This is a genomic window from Pseudanabaena sp. CCNP1317 (assembly GCF_034931345.1).
Classification (GTDB): domain Bacteria; phylum Cyanobacteriota; class Cyanobacteriia; order Pseudanabaenales; family Pseudanabaenaceae; genus Pseudanabaena; species Pseudanabaena galeata.
The window spans coordinates 94,332-110,993 of record NZ_JAYGIF010000007.1 but is presented as its reverse complement, the minus strand read 5'-3'; the positions used below and the strand labels follow the sequence as shown (position 1 = coordinate 110,993).

Annotated in this window: 19 protein-coding genes; 6 read left to right on the top strand and 13 right to left on the bottom strand. The window is 43.5% G+C overall.

The annotated features are described in order from the left end of the window. Positions 1–211, top strand: a 211-nt coding sequence (locus tag VB775_RS04520; protein ID WP_416235809.1) for a transposase, incomplete at its 5' end; no start/stop codon positions are given. Between the two features lie 253 nt (positions 212–464). Here VB775_RS04520 and VB775_RS04515 read toward each other — a convergent pair. Further along, positions 465–620: a hypothetical protein gene (locus tag VB775_RS04515; RefSeq protein WP_281007928.1), complete on the bottom strand. Its 156-nt coding sequence runs from the start codon at positions 618–620 to the stop codon at positions 465–467. Positions 621–672: 52 nt separating this feature from the next. On the opposite strand from VB775_RS04515, the gene ftsH reads away from it, so the two are divergent. Then, entirely contained in the window at positions 673–2,559 is a 1,887-nt protein-coding gene (ftsH, locus tag VB775_RS04510) for an ATP-dependent zinc metalloprotease FtsH (RefSeq protein ID WP_281007927.1), read from the top strand. A 139-nt stretch (positions 2,560–2,698) separates the two neighbouring features. On the opposite strand, the gene VB775_RS04505 is transcribed toward ftsH, so the two are convergent. From VB775_RS04505 to VB775_RS04495, 3 genes are all read right to left on the bottom strand, one after another. Further along, positions 2,699–3,085, bottom strand: coding sequence for an alr0857 family protein (locus VB775_RS04505; RefSeq protein ID WP_190580624.1), 387 nt, complete (start codon positions 3,083–3,085; stop codon positions 2,699–2,701). A gap of 87 nt (positions 3,086–3,172) precedes the next feature. Continuing rightward, positions 3,173–3,706, bottom strand: a complete 534-nt coding sequence (locus VB775_RS04500; protein WP_281007926.1) for an HNH endonuclease — start codon at positions 3,704–3,706, stop codon at positions 3,173–3,175. A 182-nt stretch (positions 3,707–3,888) separates the two neighbouring features. Further along, complete coding sequence (locus tag VB775_RS04495; RefSeq protein ID WP_281007925.1) at positions 3,889–4,188, bottom strand: hypothetical protein; 300 nt, start codon at positions 4,186–4,188, stop codon at positions 3,889–3,891. A 92-nt stretch (positions 4,189–4,280) separates the two neighbouring features. Here VB775_RS04495 and VB775_RS04490 point away from each other — a divergent pair, with 92 nt between their 5' ends. Next, positions 4,281–4,616 carry a hypothetical protein gene (locus VB775_RS04490; protein WP_281007924.1) on the top strand — a complete coding sequence of 112 codons (336 nt, stop codon included), beginning with the start codon at positions 4,281–4,283 and terminating at the stop codon, positions 4,614–4,616. Positions 4,617–4,646: 30 nt separating this feature from the next. Here VB775_RS04490 and VB775_RS04485 read toward each other — a convergent pair whose 3' ends face one another. From VB775_RS04485 to apcB, 4 genes are all read right to left on the bottom strand, one after another. Beyond that, positions 4,647–5,081, bottom strand: coding sequence for a GTP pyrophosphokinase (locus VB775_RS04485; protein WP_281007923.1), 435 nt, complete (start codon positions 5,079–5,081; stop codon positions 4,647–4,649). Continuing rightward, positions 5,068–5,979, bottom strand: coding sequence for a response regulator (locus VB775_RS04480; protein WP_281007922.1), 912 nt, complete (start codon positions 5,977–5,979; stop codon positions 5,068–5,070). Before VB775_RS04480 ends, VB775_RS04485 begins: the two co-directional genes overlap by 14 nt. A gap of 134 nt (positions 5,980–6,113) precedes the next feature. Continuing rightward, positions 6,114–7,193 carry a class II fructose-bisphosphate aldolase gene (gene fba, locus VB775_RS04475; RefSeq protein WP_103666911.1) on the bottom strand — a complete coding sequence of 360 codons (1,080 nt, stop codon included), beginning with the start codon at positions 7,191–7,193 and terminating at the stop codon, positions 6,114–6,116. A gap of 496 nt (positions 7,194–7,689) precedes the next feature. Then, positions 7,690–8,187, bottom strand: coding sequence for an allophycocyanin subunit beta (gene apcB / locus VB775_RS04470; protein ID WP_281007921.1), 498 nt, complete (start codon positions 8,185–8,187; stop codon positions 7,690–7,692). Positions 8,188–8,654: 467 nt separating this feature from the next. Here apcB and VB775_RS04465 point away from each other — a divergent pair, with 467 nt between their 5' ends. Then, on the top strand, positions 8,655–9,866 hold the full coding sequence (locus tag VB775_RS04465; RefSeq protein ID WP_281007920.1) for an FIST signal transduction protein: 1,212 nt from the start codon (positions 8,655–8,657) through the stop codon (positions 9,864–9,866). Between the two features lie 413 nt (positions 9,867–10,279). Continuing rightward, positions 10,280–11,137, top strand: a complete 858-nt coding sequence (locus VB775_RS04460; RefSeq protein ID WP_281007919.1) for a class I SAM-dependent methyltransferase — start codon at positions 10,280–10,282, stop codon at positions 11,135–11,137. Between the two features lie 36 nt (positions 11,138–11,173). Here VB775_RS04460 and dxs read toward each other — a convergent pair whose 3' ends face one another. The 5 genes from dxs to VB775_RS04435 form a co-directional block, all read right to left on the bottom strand. Further along, positions 11,174–13,093 carry a 1-deoxy-D-xylulose-5-phosphate synthase gene (dxs, locus tag VB775_RS04455; RefSeq protein ID WP_281007918.1) on the bottom strand — a complete coding sequence of 640 codons (1,920 nt, stop codon included), beginning with the start codon at positions 13,091–13,093 and terminating at the stop codon, positions 11,174–11,176. Positions 13,094–13,280: 187 nt separating this feature from the next. Beyond that, positions 13,281–13,568 (bottom strand): DUF4090 family protein, encoded by a 288-nt coding sequence (locus tag VB775_RS04450; protein WP_281007917.1) that lies wholly within the window; start codon positions 13,566–13,568, stop codon positions 13,281–13,283. A 53-nt stretch (positions 13,569–13,621) separates the two neighbouring features. Next, on the bottom strand, positions 13,622–14,317 hold the full coding sequence (locus tag VB775_RS04445; RefSeq protein WP_281007916.1) for a class I SAM-dependent methyltransferase: 696 nt from the start codon (positions 14,315–14,317) through the stop codon (positions 13,622–13,624). Then, a complete protein-coding gene (locus tag VB775_RS04440; RefSeq protein ID WP_281007915.1) occupies positions 14,318–14,581 on the bottom strand; it encodes a hypothetical protein in 264 nt (87 codons plus the stop codon). Between the two features lie 54 nt (positions 14,582–14,635). Beyond that, a complete protein-coding gene (locus VB775_RS04435) occupies positions 14,636–15,283 on the bottom strand; it encodes a DUF2301 domain-containing membrane protein (protein ID WP_281007914.1) in 648 nt (215 codons plus the stop codon). A 314-nt stretch (positions 15,284–15,597) separates the two neighbouring features. Between VB775_RS04435 and VB775_RS04430 the strand changes: the two genes are divergently transcribed. Next, the gene (locus VB775_RS04430; protein WP_281007913.1) at positions 15,598–16,455 is read left to right on the top strand and encodes a hypothetical protein; all 858 of its coding nucleotides are present in this window, start codon (positions 15,598–15,600) and stop codon (positions 16,453–16,455) included. Positions 16,456–16,662 lie beyond the last annotated feature (207 nt).

Genomic DNA, 16,662 nt, shown 5'->3' with positions numbered 1-16,662 from the left:
ATATCATTCATGGGAACGTGGATTGAATGAACACACCAATGGATTAATTAGAGAGTTCTATCCCAAAAGTACAAACTTTAAAATCGTGAAAGAAGAGGACTTTCAGAAGGCAGTGAATTTGATCAATTACAGACCCAGAAAATCACTTGACTATCGTACTCCTTACGAAGTATTCTTTGCTTCATCAGAACCCGTTGCATTTCATCCTTGAATTGGCGAACCCATCACCAAGAAAAATCCTGTATTTACTCATCAAAAGATCATGTTGAGGATAGGCGGCGCACATCGTCCTTTATCCTCACCTATTTATACCAACCCAGTAAGAGTTTTAAAGGACAAAATGGCTTAGCCATTTTGTCCTTTATTAGTACTAAGTATCTCACCATAATTAAAACCTAAAACCAGAAGCTGTCCCGCCCTCGTAGTGGGCAGGACAGTTTTCTAGGTTTTTAGTTTACTTATGCCTAGCTACTTGCCATTTTGAAACCATTTTGAAAGTTTTGCTTGCGGACAGCTGCACGATCATTTGCTACGGCTCTACCCAAAGAAGGAGCAGCAATACGAATACCTAGATTTGGGTAGATATTTGCGATCGCGCGATCCCATTGATTAAAGATCATGGTAAGTTAAGTTTAGTTAAGAAATTATTTTGAACATCAGGCTTTTTGCTATATGAAATCCTCTTGGAGAACTGCACTGCTGTGGTTACTGCCCATAGCGATCATCGGCTTTTTTGGATGGCAGACATTAGTAGCTCGTCCCGCACCTAGCCGTCCCACTGTGAATGCGGCGAATACCCGCATAGCCTATGGAAGATTCCTTGAGTATCTTGATGAACATCGGGTACGCAAAGTTGATATTTTTGATGGTGGTCGCACGGCGGTAATCGTAGCAACCGATCCCCAAATTGAAGGCAAAGAGCAACGCGCTAGAGTTGATTTGCCAATATATGCACCTGAGTTGATGGATAAACTCAACGAAGGCGGTATCGATCTGGCCATCTATCCACCTAGCAACAATGGTGCAATCTGGGGCTTTATTAGTAACTTAATTTTTCCGATCGCTTTAATTGCTGGTTTGTTTTTCTTGTTCCGCCGATCCAATCAAATGGGTGGTCCCGGACAAGCGATGGATTTTGGCAAATCTAAGGCTCGTTTTGCGATGGATGCTCAAACTGGCGTGAAGTTTGATGATGTAGCTGGTATTGAAGAAGCTAAAGAAGAGCTACAAGAAGTTGTCACATTCTTGAAAAAGCCCGAACGCTTTACTGCGGTTGGGGCTAAGATTCCCAAGGGCGTTTTATTGATTGGACCTCCTGGAACTGGTAAAACTTTGCTGGCTAAGGCGATCGCTGGTGAAGCAGGTGTACCTTTCTTCTCCGTTTCGGGTTCTGAGTTTGTCGAAATGTTTGTTGGTGTTGGTGCATCAAGAGTGCGCGACCTTTTCAAGAAAGCCAAGGAAAACGCTCCTTGTATTATCTTTATTGATGAAATTGATGCGGTGGGTCGCCAACGTGGCGCTGGTATTGGTGGCGGCAATGATGAACGCGAACAAACCCTTAACCAAATCCTTACAGAAATGGATGGATTTGAAGGTAACTCTGGTGTCATCGTAATTGCCGCAACTAACCGTGCCGATGTGCTTGACTCAGCTCTATTGCGTCCCGGTCGTTTTGATCGCCAAATTGGTGTTGATCCACCTGATATCAAGGGTCGTTTGCAAGTTTTGAATGTTCATGCTCGCGATAAAAAGATTAGCCCTGAAGTTTCTTTAGAAGCGATCGCCCGTCGTACCCCCGGATTTGCTGGTGCTGATCTCGCCAACCTTTTGAATGAAGCTGCCATTCTTACCGCACGTCGCCGTAAAGATGCAATGACGATGGCAGAAATTGATGATGCCGTTGATCGCGTGATTGCGGGACTAGAGGGTAAAGCCCTCGTTGATAGCCGTAACAAGCGTTTGATTGCTTATCACGAAGTTGGTCATGCGATCGTCGGTACATTGCTTAAGGATCATGATCCAGTCCAAAAAGTTACCTTGATTCCTAGAGGGCAAGCAGCTGGATTGACATGGTTTACTCCCGATGAAGAACAAACCTTAGTTTCACGAGGTCAAATCCTAGCCCGCATTACAGCGGCTCTAGGTGGTCGTGCTGCTGAAGAGGCTGTATTTGGTGCTGCCGAAGTAACCACAGGCGCAGGTGGAGATTTGCAACAGGTCAGTGGCATGGCACGTCAAATGGTAACTCGTTATGGCATGTCCAACATTGGTCAACTAGCCCTTGAAGGTCAAAGCTCTGAGGTATTTCTCGGTCGCAGCATGGGCGGTGGATCGCAATATTCGGAGGATATTTCGGCAAAAATCGATCAGCAAGTTCGTGAAATCGTGCAGAAATGTTATCAATCAGCCCTACAGATTGTCTACGAAAATCGAGCCGCGATCGATCGCGTTGTTGATCTTCTAGTTGAAAACGAAACTCTAGATGGTGATGAGTTCCGTCGCATTGTTTCTGAATATACATCCGTTCCTATAAAGGAACGCTTTGTTCCTCAAATCTAAAATTCATTTAACGTGAGTTCGATATAGCCATTTGCGGCGTGCTTCGCACGCCGCAAATAAAGAAAAATGGTAAGAATCGCTAGCGATTCTTACCATTTTTCGCTTTCGTCGAACTGACGTGGTATTAGATTGCCGTAAGTCAATTTGCAAATGTTAAGGTGGACTCGCTGATCTTCCAGAGCTTGTGCAAATAGAACTCAACGCGATCGCCTAAAGCAGTCACCAGAGTTCCTTCCTCAGCACAAAGATCGCTAGAGATCCAAGTACCACTAAAGCAAACCTCAACATAGCGATCGTCAACTCTATCCACACTCAGCTTATTAGAGAGGCGATCGGACATGACAGACTTTAGTAACAATAAATCCACAACATCCGCAGTTAACAGAAATGCTGCTCGACTGGATTCAATATGGATCGACAAGCCAGAACGCAAGCTGAGCAACATCCGATTGGTGACGAACTCCTCCAAAGAGATATCTAATCTCTCTAAGTGCAATCCAGCTTCAGTGTAAGTGAGTTTCAACATTGGGATTGATTCTCCAGAATATATCAATCTAAATAGGGGGCGATTTTCAAGCTGTCATCGGCAACTTGAAAATCGCGATATGGATCGCTATCCACTGTTTATTTCTTGTTGCGATCGCCAGAATTGTTCGGCAAAGGCAACGGTAGGATGCATCGGGGCTTTTGGCTTAGTTCGCAAAGTCATATTGGCTTCGTGAGGTGTGCGATTTCCCTTACGGTTATTGCAAGGCTCACAAGCAATGACGACGTTTTCCCAAGTATTCAATCCACCCTTAGCGCGGGGGATGACGTGATCGATCGTCAGGTTTTTAGTGTTGCCGCAATATTGGCAAGTGTGATTGTCACGGCGCAAAATTTCTCTACGGGCGACTGGTGGAACTCGCCAAAATCGTTCTGATTTCGTCAGCGTCAGACGGATATGTTCTGGCACTTGCAAGATGAGTCTGGGGGAAACAACTTGCCAAGTTTGTTGGCTCATTAGCTCCAAGGGTTCGGCGCGACCTGTGACTAGCAATGCGATCGCGCGTTTGATGTTGATACGGCTCACAGGCAAATAGTTTTGCGAAAACACGACTACCGATTGCCTCAATACATCTGGTTCATATTGGTTGATAGATTGCACTGGTTTCTCCTCACGATATAGCTGGTTTAATTTTGCCGTAGGCAAAATTAAACCTTAAAACTCTTACTAGGATTGATTTTTGGTTTTCCAATGAGTATGCACTCATTGGAAAACCGCTATAAAAAAATGCCCCCGCTTTCTTCGGTGTGAAAGCGGGGGCGAAAGACTTGATTGTCTAATCGTTATGTGGGTATGGCGATCTGCCGATACCTCCCGCTTGGGTATGTCTCTGGATTAATTGCACTAATAAATCGGCTAAGGCTGGTGAGAACATCTCTCCGCGATCCTTTGTTGACTGAATGGTCGGGAGATTCTAAGTTCCTGAGATCGCCAGAAATATCACCAAAAATATCGCCACAAATCCCAATTGCATCTTGTCTCCCAATGGTCATCGCAAAGCCAGATATTGCCAAGGTATTGGCTCGCTGCCAAACTTGGGGATATCCGATCTGATGCTGACCGATGGGCAAATAGGATTTCATGGGAATGTACTTGGAATTTCTTAGATAGTCATACTACACTTGTAGTATAAACATAGATATCTAAGTTTGTAAACTAACTAGGAGAAATATTTATGCAGACACTACATCAAAGCCCCGCAACCACCGAGATGGAAGTTACAAGCATTCGCTTAGAGCGCGAGTTAAAGGAAAAGCTCAAGGAACTTGCGGGAGGACAAGGCTATCAGGCTCTCATCCGTGGTGTTTTATGGGATTACATCGATCAGAGGCAAACATCACCGACGCAGAAACGGATCTCACCAGAACAAATTCGCGCTAGTGTCACGGCGACAGCTCAGAGAAATGAATCTTGTGCGCTTACTGGTAAATCAATCCGATCGCAAGAGTCCATGTTTTTAGGCTTAACTACAACTGGAGATTGGGTTCCCCTAAGCATGGGTAGTTTTTAAGCACTAAGAAGGGGCGCAAAGCATCCCTTCTTAGTTAGCGGTTAATTCTTGGAGAACTTTTTTGTATTTCTCTAAACGCTGAAAATCTTTTTCTGTGGGATTAGCAATTCGACTGATATCCATGTTGTGAGTCACATCGGCAATCTTGACTTTACGGGCGATCGCATTGGACTTCACCCGCAAAATGTAATCTTCATAAGGCTCACCATCTCTCTTAGTAATCGCAGCGATCGCCTCATTAATAAATTCAGGAAAACCTTGGCGAACCAAATCTGCGATCGTCAAATCAGAGTCCTCAATCGCATCATGCAAAACCGCCACAATCTTACTCTCAAGAGTATCCATCTGAGCCATCACCGCTAATGGATGTGAAATGTAGGGCTTTCCTGCCTTATCTAATTGTCCTGCATGAGCTTGATTGGCGATTGTAATCGCCAAAGCTAGAAGAGTGTCAAAGTCTTTCATAATAACGAATACAAATTAGGGCAAGCGCTACTTCATCAGCACATTTCTGAATTACCACAACATCGTCAAGGCTCAAAGCATTTGCCCTGCGCCAACGCATTGCCAATATCCCCAAAATCTGTTCACGGAAAGTAATCGCGATCGCCAAATTAGTTTTGCAGGGTTGATCTGGATCAGCTAGCTGATGTGGAGACAGAGAAATTTGAGACTTTTTCTCAGCGATCGCCATCTGTACTAAAGGATCGGTAGCCAAATTCCAAAGATAATCACCACATATAGCTTGAGTATCGCTCAAAGCGTCTTGCTCAACCAACTGCAAGATCACCCCGTCAGCACTAAAATTTTGCCAAAATGCATCAGCTAAAGGCAGCATACATCCAGACATATGATTCGATTTTTGGGCGATCGCTACAATTACTGACAACAAAGCATTCTGGGCTTGCGATCGGCTCAACTCCTCAGAACGTTGCTTTAGCAAATCGTAGCTATGGGTCGCTTGTGACACAACCAACTTTAGTTGGTCTGGTTCCCAAGGCTTCGTAATATATTTATGAACCTGTCCAGAATTAATCGCATCGATCAAATCCTTAATGTCTGTATATCCCGTCAGCACGATCCGCATCGTATCAGGGAAATCGGAAACAGTACGACTAAGAAACTCGGTTCCATTCATTTCAGGCATACGCTGATCGGAAATGATTGCAGCCATCTCGCCTTCATGTTCCAGAATCTCTAACGCCCTGATTGCACTATCTGCTCGAAACACCGTAAATTCTCTCCGAAAGGTGCGATATAGCAAATCAAGGTTATCTTGCTCATCATCCACTACCAAAAGTTTTGGTTTTTTGGCTAGATTTAATTTATTTGGCTCAACCACAGAAAACGAAGAAGAAGTCATGAGCAAAGGTTTGGTTGGATACTGACTGCAACTATCTGCAACTACAACAATGCTATCAAAAAAGAAGGAGCGCAATGCGCCCCCTCTTTTTTGATGGTGGGTAAAAAAGCTCAGCTTACGATGCTTTTTAATGTTTAAGCCTTAACAACTTCACGGCTAACTTGCTTCAATTCGCCCTTGGCATACTTAGGAACAAAGTCGTAAATACTAACTTGCTTGATCTTGCCAGCTTGTCCAGCAGCTTCAAACTGAGTATAGCGATCGGCACATACTTTTTGCATGTACTTGATTGATGGCTTCAAGAAGTGGCGAGGATCGAACTCTTTAGGATTCTTGAACAATGCTTCACGTACCGCAGCAGTGATGGCAAGACGGCAGTCAGTGTCAATATTGACCTTACGCACACCGCACTTGATGCCCTTTTGAATTTCTTCAACAGGTACACCATAGGTTTCAGGAATTGCGCCGCCAAATTCGTTGATCATGGCAAGTAGATCTTCAGGAACTGAAGAAGAACCATGCATGACAAGGTGGGTGTTAGGCAAGCGGTTATGAATTTCTTCAATACGGCTGATCGCTAAGATTTCACCTGTAGGCTTGCGAGTAAACTTATATGCACCATGGCTAGTACCGATCGCTACTGCAAGGGCATCAACCTGAGTGCGCTCAACGAAATCAGCAGCTTCATCAGGGTCGGTCAAAAGTTGTGAATGATCTAAAGCACCTTCAAAACCATGTCCATCTTCAGCTTCACCCTTACCAGTTTCAAGAGAGCCTAAGCAGCCTAGTTCACCTTCAACGCTTGCGCCGAAGGCATGAGCTACTTTGACAACTTCAGAAGTAACAGCTACGTTGTACTCATAGCTAGCAGGAGTTTTAGCATCAGCTTCCAAGGAGCCATCCATCATTACGCTGGTAAAGCCATTTTGGATTGCAGAATAGCAAGTTGCTGGGGCATTACCATGATCTTGGTGCATCACGATGGGCAGATGAGGATAAGTTTCGGCAGCAGCCAAAATTAAATGGCGCAAGAAATTTTCGCCTGCATAATTGCGTGCGCCACGAGAAGCTTGTAGGATCACAGGGCTGTTGGTTTCATTAGCGGCCTGCATGATCGACTGGATTTGCTCCATGTTGTTGACGTTAAATGCAGGGATGCCATATCCGTTTTCAGCCGCATGATCGAGCAGCAGGCGCATTGGTACTAAAGCCATATATAAAATCTCTCCTAGACTAAATCGAGCTTGTTTCGATTATTAACAATCTTAAATCATTTTGAAGAATTATATCTAACTAAAAAAACCTCAGTTTGAGTTAATTTCAAACTGTCTCCTAGTAGGGGACTTACAATTTAATAAAATACCAAATATAAAACCAGAATCAGTGGGGCGGCTCCGCCGCCCCACTGATTCTGGTTTTATATTTGGATTGGCACCTTATCTTCTAGCAAGCCCCTAAGGATTCACACCACAAACGTTTTCTATGGCAACGCAAGAGATAGATAGGACAAATCAAAACCAAAAAGATGAGTGGCGGCGCTTCGCGCCGCCACTCATCTTTTTGGTTTTATGTCCTAAGCAAAACTTACATTGCTATAGGAGGCAAAACAGAAAAAGCCTCACATTGCGAGGCTTTTTCTGTTCTAATTTTTAAAATTTTTAGCTTATTGCAAACTCAGGCTAAAAAAGGGCGATTTGCCCCCTTTTTTAGTTAGATATTCTTTTCGCTAAGTTCGCGACTCATGTAGTCAAAGGGTGCTGCCAACCAGTCAGCACTTTCACCTACTAAGTCCATAACAGCTTGTTTCATAATCTGAATACCCAGAACAGTTGGTCCGATTGGTACGCCTAGAGAGCTATAGGTATCACGCAAACCCTGCAAGACTCTTTCGTCGAGAACATCATTGTTGCCCGCAACTAGAGCATAGGAGGCATAGCGCAAATAATAGTCCATGTCACGCAAGCAAGCCGCAAAACGGCGTGTTGTATAAGCATTACCACCTGGGCGGATCAAATCGGGAACTTCTTCAAATAATTGAGAACCAGCCTTACGCACAATCGAAGCCGCATTTGCGGTGATTGCCGAAGACGCGGCTAAGCGGGCGTTGCCTGTTGCAAAAAAGGACTTGAGGGTATCCATGGCATCGCGATCAAAATATTTACCAGTTGCATCATAAGCACCGATTAGGCTGGTAATTGCATCCTGCATGTTGTTGTCTCCGTTAATTTGTCTTTAATAAATGTATCGGTAACGTATTTGTAAAGTTTGTAAACTATATATAACTTAAACTTGGCAACCTATCCTTTGGACAGATCCCAAAATATTTTACTGTGCTTTCAGCGACTTACCAAGTCTTAGTCTATGTAAACAGCAATTCTCATTATAAAAATTGGTTTTTTGATAGTCCACCGTTAGCGGACTATCAAAAAACCAATTTTTGTTTCCAGTGCCGAAGGCACTGGAAACAAAAATTGGTTTCATAATGAGAATTGCTGATCACAACCATAGAAAATGTCGGAATTAGGACGCTCCAAGGTAAGCTTAGATACTATGCTTAAATATTAAGCACAAAAAAAGCTCAAATATTAAAGATTGAAAATTGGGGTTTACCTAAAACCCTTGCAAGCAATTTATAAAGAAATGTCTGGAAGTAAAGTTGATGTAGGGCTAGGTCTATGAAGTGGGTTACTAGTCTTTCGACAAAAATATCTTTGGAAGCTGCGGTACAGGATCTGTCACAGCAAATATTTGCCTTACTTGGTGATCGCTCACTTGACTTAGGCTTCTTGTTTGTTTCCACAGCATTTGCTAGCGACTATCCGCGTTTATTACCGTTGCTAGCGGATAAATTGCCAATCCAAAAATTAATTGGCTGCTCTGGCGGGGGAATTGTGGGCAATGGGCAAGAGTTTGAAGATAAACCTGCGATCGCCTTACTAGTTGGTCACTTACCCAATGCCGAAGCAAAAGTATTTCACCTCGATGATCATCTGTTGCCAGATCTCGATAGTCCTCCCGATCTCTGGGAAAAGTTAACGGATGTTGACCCCACAGTTTCACCTAGTTTTGTTTTAGTTGGCGATCCGTTCTCATTTCCGATTAATGACTTAATTCAAGGGCTAGATTTTGCTTATCCTAATGCCGTCAAGGTGGGGGGCTTGGCAAGTAGTGGCGGCATGGGGGCAAACGCATTGTTTTGCTTTCACCAAGAAGGCAAGTATAAGCTTTACCGTACTGGTTTGTTAGGTGTAGCCCTGTGGGGCGATGTGACCATTGATCCTGTTGTCGCGCAGGGTTGCCGACCCATTGGTAAAATCTTGCAGGTCTCTGAATGTGAGCGTAATTTGATTTTGGGACTGGAGGGCAAGCCACCTCTGAGCTTATTGCAAGATACAGTGGGTGACTTAAGCCCAAGCGATCGCGAACTCGCGCAGCATTCACTGTTTATTGGTGTGGTGATGAATGAATTTAAGGCAAATCCATCACAGGGTGATTTCTTGATTCGGAATATTATTGGTGTTGATCCTAGATCTGGGGCGATCGCGGTTGGTGACAGAATGCGTCCTGGACAGAGAATCCAACTACATTTACGCGATGGCAAAGCTTCAGCAGAAGATTTAGAGGAAGCCCTGATTAATTACACCAATCAGTTGAGTTTGGAGGCTCCTAACATTTCTCCTACAGCAGCTTTAATGTTTTCCTGTATGGGACGTGGCGAGAGACTATATGATAAGCCCAACTTTGATTCGGAAATTCTACAAAAGCATCTTGGCTTAATCCCCTTCGGTGGTTTTTTCTGCTCTGGTGAAATTGGTCCTGTAGGCGGCACAACGTTCCTCCATGGTTATACCTCAGTATTTGGCATCCTGAGACCAAAAAATAAGTAATACTAAGCCTAACGTCAATTCGACGAAAGCGAAAAATGGTAAGAATCGCTAAGCGATTCTTACCATTTTTCGCCATTTGCGTCGTGCAAAGCACGCCGCAAATGGCTATATCGAACTCACGTTAAGCATACAGCAATTACCGATCAAACGAACCACAAGAAAGAACTTGAAAAGGTTGAAATACAATACTTTCAAGGTCTTTCTTGGTTTGGGTTTAAGAGCAAATTGCTGTACATAGATACCAACCCTTAACGGCTAGGCACAATATAGCATTTAAGGTTTTGCTTAGTTTTTACTTTATCTTTTGTTTATTTGAAAATTGTGATAAATACAAAAATTGAGATTAGCTCTGGTACAATCACTCTAAAATCTCCACTACTTCTCCATAGTTTTTAAGGTACAGGATCAGAAGTATGCAGCTAATCAATGTAAAAAAATTACGTTCAATCAAGTTTATTACTAGCCTATATAATCTTCTATTCAAACCATTAAAAGCCGAAAAAGGAGATTATGATTATCTAAGATGGAATGGATTGATTGACTTAATGTGGAAAATGGGAGGGAGTTCCACCCGCGCATTTCTAACCAAAAAGTTTCTCAGCAGTTCCCCACACTATCTTTACCCCAAAAACAAGTTCTATTTTCTTCCAGGAGAATACGAGGAATTACTCTCCCAACTTCGCATTTCCCGTGCTGAAATTGCTAATAATGTTTTAGCGAAATTGATCAAGCCTGATGACGAGGTACTAGAATTTGGCTGTGGGCATGGCTTGATTGTTGGTGCAGTGGGTAAGTTTTGTAAACGTGCAGTTGGCGTAGATGTTAGTCAAGCAATTATCAGAGTTTCAGAAGAGCTTAATCGTGATGTTAAAAATGTTTCATATATCAGAAGTTCAGGACTAGATCTAAAGACTATACCCGATCAATCACTAACCTTTGTTTATTCGATTGAATGTATTCAGCATATTGAGAAAGTACATGCTGTGACTTTCTTTCATGAGTTTTATCGTATCCTTAAACCAAATGGTCGAGCGCTGATTCAGTTTCCAGACTTGACTCGCTCAGCCGAACTTGATGCATGGATGGAAGGAACTTGGAAAGTACAGTCAGAGCGTCCTTATTCTGAGCTAACCATGATGAGAATACGCTATTACACCCCAGAAGAAATTAAAATTTTGCTAACCCGTATTGGTTTTAGTGATGTAGTTTTTCTAGACTATAATCTCAATCCTGTGGAGCGCTCTTCTATATACTTTTTAGCTACTCGCTAGAACAAAAAAGGCGGCGCAATGCGCCGCCTTTTTTTGTTACTGGCTAATTACAGTTTGTTTATTGAAAGCAAATTGATTGAGAATACGATCGCAGATTTGACCACTGGATAGACCAAGAGAATTAAATGACTGCTCTGGCGAAGCGTGTTCAACAAGAATATCAGGAACTCCAATACGGTAAACAGGAGCTAGCACATTCGCATCATTCAAAGCTTCCAAGACAGCGCTACCAAATCCACCCATTAGGCAACCTTCTTCAAGGGTGACAACCTTACCAATTTTTTGGGCAAGAGGCAGAATTAGCTCTGTATCTAGGGGTTTTGCAAATCTGGCATTAACGACTGTAGCGCTAATACCATGCTCATTCAAGAGTTCCGCAACCTGTAGCGAAGGATAAACCATTGAGCCATAGGCAAGTAACAAAACGTCCTTGCCTTCACGCAAAACTTCAGCTTTGCCGATTGGTAATGGCTCGATATCCTCATCTTGTAATGGTGCGCCTACACCGTTACCACGAGGATAACGCATGGCACTCGGACCATTGTGAGTTAAACCAGTGACAATCATGTTCTGCATTTCGGCTTCATCCTTGGGAGCCATTAGCACCATGTTGGGAATGCAGCGTAGATAGGCGATGTCATACATGCCTTGGTGAGTGGGACCATCGGCTCCGACAATACCTGCGCGATCAAGACAGAAGAAGACAGGCAGATTTTGGATACAGACATCATGGATGATCTGGTCAAAGCCTCGTTGGAGGAAGGTGGAATAAATTGCAGCGACAGGACGCATTCCTTCGCAAGCCATACCTGCGGCAACGGTGATCGCGTGTTGCTCGGCAATACCAACATCGATAAATTGATTGGGTAATGCAGCTTGGAATTTGTCCAAACCTGTCCCCGTAGACATGGCGGCGGTAATGGCGACAATGCGCTTGTCATGCTCAGCAAGTTTGATCAGCGTATCGGCAAAAACTTTGGAGTAGCTAGGAGGTTTGGGTTTGCTAGAAGTGGATGGCTTAGCCTTGCCTGTAGCGAGGTCAAAGGAGTTTTGGGCGTGATAGCCAACGCGATCGGCTTCAGCATAGCTGTAACCCTTGCCCTTAGTGGTACTAACGTGAACCATGACTGGCCCCGTGAGCGTATGCGCCATTTTGAAAGTGGCTATCAGTTCCTTTAGATTGTGACCATCAACGGGACCAATGTAAGTAAAACCGAGTTCTTCAAATACGGCTCCCACTTTGTTTTGCACCATGGTCACAATCTTGAGATTGTCTTTGATCCGCTCAATCTCAGGACTAATTTGTTCGCCCACAAAGGGAATATTGCGGATTTGTCCTTCGAGATTGTTGGTGATGAATTTCATCGGTGGGCTGAGGCGCATTTTATTCAGGTACTTAGGAATTGCGCCCACATTTGCCGAAATTGACATTTCATTGTCATTGAGGACAACTAATAAATTAGTTTTGGGAAGATGTCCTGCATGGTTAATTGCTTCAAGAGCCATGCCACCTGTCAAGGAGCCATCACCGATGATTGCTACAGACTTGTAATTTTCGCCTTGCAAATCACGGGCGATCGCCATCCCCAGAGCCGCCGAAATACTGGTCGAAGCATGTCCTGCACCGAAATGATCGAATTCACTTTCGCGACGATTGAGGTAACCTGCAATGCCATCCTTTTGGCGCAAGGTATGGAAATTTTTATAGCGTCCTGTGATCAATTTGTGGGGATAGGCTTGATGCCCCACATCCCACACAACTTTATCGCGATCTAAATCGAGGGTTTGATATAAAGCGAGAGTTAGTTCGACTACGCCTAGCCCAGGTCCTAGATGTCCGCCTGTAGCGGCGATCGTTTCTAAATGTTTTTGCCGAATTTCCTTAGCAATGGATTCCAATTGCGAGATCGTTAGACCATGCAATTGGTTAGGGTGGGTAACATCACTTAACCGCATATATACTTGTTTTTTATAAAATGGCTTCCTTTAGTGTAACTGAAGCGCACCCCTCAAACGTTCATAGCGATCGCAGTTCTTAAAACCTAATATCATTGCTCAAAACATAAAAGTGGCAGTGCTTCGAGTCGCCACTTTTATGTTGATTTTGATTTGTCAGTGATTACAATTAGTCCGTTGTATTTAGTTATTTGTTATAAAAATAGGCAATATCTTTATCCTTTAATGGGGCAAAGCCTGCATCTAATAATTTTTGATTGAGTTCATCTTGAGGGATGTGTTTTGCGCCAATACGGACTATGCGCGATCGCATGGTGTTCGTTACGCCACTGCGCTGACGACCTGCTTCAAGCGCCATGACACTGCTATAGAGATCAAGCTTTTTAGGATCAATGGGTGTGCCATCAAAATCAATCCCTTGGGCGATCGCCACATCAATCGCATCAGCACCCGTTGTTTGAGAATTTTCAGACATAAATAAAAACCAAATACTTGTTGAGAGTGGCGCATTGTGCCACTCTCAACAAGTTACCACTGAACGCGATACATACAAAATAGCAACCCGTCTTTTTGGGCAGTAATTTTGCCACCCATCGACTGCACTAGCTCCGTAATTTCATTAAGCGGCGTAAGAAATACCTCAGCACCAAGATAGGTTTCTAAAATAGCCCAATTTTCGGCAAATTCTAAATCAGGGGCGATCGCATCAAAAATTAGCACTCCATTGGGTTTTAAGACCCGCTTTGCCTCACGCAATACCAACTTCCAATACTCAATGGGGTAATAACAACTAAAACCCGTAGCAATCACGCGATCAAAAAATCCATTTTCATAACCTAACTGGTGGGCTGCTCCATGCTGCACGCCCTTAAATAATTTGGAGTTAAGCTGTGACCCTCTTGAATTTAGAGCATCCTTAGCCACAAAGCTAATTTCCTGCCCATAAAAAAACACGTCCCAATCACGCCAAGGATAGATTAAAAAGCTAACTCCACAGCCAATATCTAAACAACGCTGATTTTTTTGAAATTGGGCAAGTTCCCAAAACGGCGAGGCAATTTTACTAGACAAAGTATGGCTCACCCATTCTCGAAACAGTGGCATTGATTCGACTTCTGCTGGCAAATCAAATGCCTCATTACGATATTCGCGATCGTAGCGCTTTTGTACCGTGGCGATCGCCTCTGTCCATTCATCAGCCTGCGAAGTAAAAGCTTTATTCATTCAAAACTCAATATTTTCGTATAGATCTGCCAAGCAAATTTCAACACCAATGGATGACAGCATAAACCGATCTTCTAAATTGTCACACTCGATAAACAACCATTGATGTTCTGATTGCTTAATATAACGCTCTACATGGGGTTTTACCTGATCGATTAACAAATATTCCTGAAAACTAGAAATTGTTTCGTTACGAGTTGTAGATGCAGTCTCAAACTCTAGGTATTCTTCAGGTGTGTAAGTCTTAACAGGAGTAGAAATCATCAGGTTATTTTCCAATACACAGGTTGGCTCGATTTTCTGATTAGAAACTCTGGATTAAATTGCTTGTTGCTTTTGAGCTTTGAGATAGGCAAATACTGATTTATCGCCAATGTCGGAGGGGATTTCTTGGGTTACTTTACGCAGTGCAAAGATTACAAACAAAACTGCCCAAATACCTAATAGTCCTTGCTCGATCGCCACAGTTAAAAAATTCACTAGATGTCCAAGAATTAGCACAGGAACCAAAGGTACTAAAAACTTAGTTTCAAAGCGATTAAAACAAAAAGTCTCTTTAAAAAATATGCCTGTTAGTGCAGCAAAACTGAAACCAACACCAATCAGTGCAATTGGATGCTCATAAACAGCGATCGCCAAAGGTTCGGGAAAGTAAAGCGCTACACCTACCGAAGCGATCGCGCCGATCGCCCAAAATATCTGCAAAACTCGATGCAACAATTCCAGATAAATATGAATCGTCCAGAGCGCAACACCTAACCCGATAGAAAACCCGAAATACACCCAAGTCAACCAATTTAAAATACTAGGATTATTGGGTTGCCATAGCACTAACATAACTCCTAGGCTAAAACATAAAGCCGCGATCGCCAAAGCACTGCGATAGATAATTACGCTAAGGCGATCATCTTTTGTAATCGTAAATTCACCAAATTGACCTTGATACACTTCAGATGTAATTTCCACAAATTTCTCCAGCAATAGCTATTACTAAAAGTATAGAGGACATCTACTGACAGCGCTTTGTAGCGCTCCTAAATGAGTTGTAGGATTTTGAGGGTTGTGAGAGTGCGCCCCTTCGGGGCGCACTCTCACAACCTATTTAGGATTGCTATAGAACCTACAGTGCGACAACTCGTAGAAATATAATGAAACTTGATGTTATGTCTTGTTAATGATTGCCAAAATTACCATAATGCTTTACTATCTTGCAGTCAAAATCGACAAAATTCGGATGACGCTGTACCGAAAACCAAGTAGGCAGCAGAGGAACTTTAATTATGCGTATTTATTACCTAGCTGGCGTGATTCTTAGCGTTACTACAATCCTTAGTGCTTGCGGTGAGGGTGCACCAGTCAAATGTACAATCAGTACAGCACGAGAGGCGAGACAAGGCGTTATCAAAGAAGCCCTGTTTGATGCAGGCACAGACTGCGATCAAATGAGAGCACTTGCAGAATCGGGACAGCCATTGCCTACTCGTGCTGGTAGCAGCCCTACAACTACTGCTGCAAAACCTGTTGAACCCACTGCTCCGCCGACTTTTAACGCTCCTTTTGTTACTGGGCAAAAAACGCAGGAGCTTATTGCTACAACTGATAAGCAAGCAAGGGTTGAGGAACTAGAACAGAAAATTGGTGTTGACTCTAAGCAGTCTCGCGATCCCTTCACCAGTACAGTGATTAATCCAGTACCAAAATTAGAAACCTTACTGGAAAAGCCTAAAGCCCCCCCCAATCTTCGTGCCGCTGTAGTAGTGAGAACATCAAACCGTCCGAACAAAGTCACTCCACCTGACACAAAAGCTGCTGAAGGCACAAAAATCACAGGTACTGTTGAGGTTTCAGGCACAATTTACGCCATCATCAATGCCTTTGGTGAGCCAACATCCCGTTATGTCAAAGCAGGTCAGATGATTTCTAACGGTAGAGTATTGGTTAAGCGAATTGACACCAACGCTGAGCCTCCTATTGTAGTCTTGCAGCAAAATGGAGTCGAAGTATTACGTGCTGTAGGCGCTCCTGTTGTTGGTGCTGTAGATCCTAATCAACCTGCTGACTCCGCACCTGCTGCAACCACACCTACCCCCCCTCAAACAACCACACCTCCATTTACGCTATTGCCTCCTGCTCCCTAATTGATTCTGCCAATATAGCAACGCAAGTTTTGCTTTATGATCAAACCCAAAAGAGTAATGGCGGCGCAAAGTGCCGCCATTACTCTTTTGAAAAGTCAAAACCCAAAAGATGAGTGGCGCAAAGCTCCGCCACTCATCTTTTGGGTTTGATGTTCTAAGAAAACGTGAGTTCGATATAGCCATTTGCGTCATGCGAAGCACGCCGCA